We start from the raw sequence: 2,521 nt of genomic DNA, 5'->3' as shown, positions 1-2,521 counted from the left end.
GTCTGGGTCTGGGTCTGGGTCTGGGTCTGTCCAGAGTAAATCAGCCCCCGGTAAATCAGCACCCGCGTCGTCGCCCCAGCGCGCGACGGACCTGTTGGAGCGGTGGCGCGGCCACAAGGCGGGCTCTTCCCAGCTTCCAGGCCCCGGGGGATCCGACAGCACGGTGGTCAGCTTCCCCGAACCTGCCCGGCGCAAGACCCGGCGCCGGCTGCTGATTGCGGCGGGCGCCGTCGTCGTGCTCCTTGCCGTCATGATGTCGGTCATTTTTCTGTCGCCGGCGCTGGCGGTGAAGACCATTACCGTTGAGGGGGCCAAACTGACCGACTCCGCCGCCGTGAGCGAGGCATTGGAGCCGTTGAAGGGGATCCCCCTGGCGCGCGTCGGTGAACGGGAAGTGGCCGGCCATGTGGACCACCTGCCGGCGGTCGAGTCAGTCGAGGTCGTCGCCAGACCGCCCTCCGAACTGCATGTCCGGATTATCGAGCACACGCCGGTTGCCGTACTCAAGGACGGCAAGAAATTCGTGCTGATCGACGAATCGGGCAAGGCGCTGGCCTCGGTCCGCAAACGCAGCGAGGCAAAACTTCCCTTGATCGACGGGGACAAGGCGGTCGAGGATCCCGACGTCTTCGCGTCCATCACCGGCGTGCTCGGTGCGCTGTCGCCGGAGGTGCTGAAGCAGCTCGACCATGCCTCGGCCCGGTCAGTGGACTCGGTGGAACTCCAATTAACCAACGGTCAGAAGGTGCTGTGGGGCAACGCCGGGCAGCAGGAGCTCAAAGCCACCGTGCTGCAAGCGCTGCTGCAGGCCAAGGGCGTCAAGGGCAAAGCCAGCGTCATCGATGTGAGCACGCCCACGCGGCCGGTGACCCGCTGAGACCCGTGGGAGGATGGCCGGAAAAATGCAGCAGCAGTCGATCGCGCGACACGCGGAGTCAGGTCATTGTGCCGGCCCAACCTTCCGTCTAGCGTCTCGGATAGGAACTACTTGACATAACTCTAACCTTCAAGCTGAAGGTTAAGGTTCAGGTGAAACTACCGGACCGGGTACCCGCCCGCTTCGGCAGAACTGATCAGTGCACAGACTCGAGCAAGGGACACAGGACGTGGCAGCACCGCAGAATTACTTGGCCGTCATCAAAGTCGTCGGCATCGGCGGCGGTGGCGTGAATGCCGTCAACCGGATGATCGAGGTGGGGCTCCGCGGCGTGGAGTTCATCGCCATCAATACGGATGCTCAGGCACTGTTGATGAGCGACGCCGACGTCAAGCTCGACGTCGGACGGGAACTCACCCGCGGGCTGGGTGCCGGAGCGGACCCGGAGGTCGGCCGCAAGGCCGCCGAAGACCACGCCGAAGAGATCGAGGAAGTCCTGCGCGGGGCGGACATGGTCTTCGTGACGGCAGGCGAAGGCGGCGGCACCGGTACCGGCGGCGCACCCGTGGTGGCCCGGATCGCCCGTTCGCTCGGCGCGCTGACCATCGGCGTTGTCACCCGGCCGTTCACGTTCGAGGGCCGCCGCCGCTCGAACCAGGCCGAAACCGGCATCGAAACGCTGCGCGACGAAGTCGACACCCTGATCGTGATCCCGAACGACCGACTGCTCTCCATCAGCGACCGCAACGTCTCCATGCTGGATGCCTTCCGGTCCGCCGATCAGGTCCTGCTGTCCGGCGTTCAGGGCATTACCGACCTGATTACCACGCCCGGCCTGATCAACCTGGACTTTGCCGACGTCAAGTCCGTGATGCAGGGTGCCGGCTCGGCGCTGATGGGTATCGGTTCCGCCCGCGGAGAGGACCGCGCAGTCAAGGCCGCCGAACTGGCCATCGCGTCTCCGCTGCTGGAAGCTTCCATCGACGGTGCGCACGGTGTGCTGCTCTCGATCCAGGGCGGATCGGATCTTGGCCTGTTCGAAATCAATGAAGCCGCGCGGCTGGTGCAGGAAGTCGCCCACCCGGAGGCGAACATCATCTTCGGCGCCGTCATCGACGATGCGCTCGGCGACGAAGCCCGGGTCACCGTCATCGCCGCCGGCTTCGACCAGGTGGACGTCACGTCCGCTGCCCCGACCCAGAAACCGGCCGTGGCGCCGGCCGGTGCGCCCGCCGTCCCTGCGGCACAGCCCTCCGTGCCGGTTTCCGAACCGACGGAGCATAGCTTCGGCGGCATGATGGCGCAGCCCGCACACGTTCCCGCCGACGCAGGCTTCGACATGGACCTTCCGGCCATCGTTGAGCCGGACCTCAGCTCGGGCCGTGTCGACGACCTGGATGTTCCGGATTTCTTGAAGTAACCAGCCCAAAAAGGATTCGGCAGTGTTCTGGTGGAAGCAGCAGGTCCACACCGGCGTGTGGGCCGCTTTTACCGACAGCTCGGCCGGCAATCTGGGCCTCCATGTGGGGGATGACGCCGCCGCCGTGCTTCGTCGGCGCGGATTGCTGGAGGATGCCCTGCCGGTTCCAGCGGGCTCGCTCCGCTTCATGAACCAAGTGCACTCCGCCGAGGCCGCCGTCGTCG

3 protein-coding genes are annotated in these 2,521 nt (G+C 65.8%); all 3 read left to right on the top strand.

Features of this window, described 5'->3' with window-relative positions; all coding sequences use genetic code 11:
* On the top strand, positions 1-877 hold an 877-nt coding region (locus ACMX2H_RS18845), incomplete at its 5' end, for a cell division protein FtsQ/DivIB (RefSeq protein ID WP_414962796.1).
* A gap of 229 nt (positions 878-1,106) precedes the next feature.
* Positions 1,107-2,297 (top strand): cell division protein FtsZ, encoded by a 1,191-nt coding sequence (gene ftsZ / locus ACMX2H_RS18840; RefSeq protein WP_414962794.1) that lies wholly within the window; start codon positions 1,107-1,109, stop codon positions 2,295-2,297.
* 22 nt (positions 2,298-2,319) lie between these two features.
* Positions 2,320-2,521: laccase domain-containing protein (locus tag ACMX2H_RS18835; RefSeq protein ID WP_414962792.1), on the top strand; the 202-nt coding region annotated here is incomplete at its 3' end.

This window comes from Arthrobacter sulfonylureivorans, from assembly GCF_047607445.1.
Taxonomy (GTDB): Bacteria; Actinomycetota; Actinomycetes; order Actinomycetales; family Micrococcaceae; genus Crystallibacter; species Crystallibacter sulfonylureivorans_A.
Note: the sequence above shows the minus strand (reverse complement) of the source record. Positions and strands in the feature narration are given on the sequence as shown.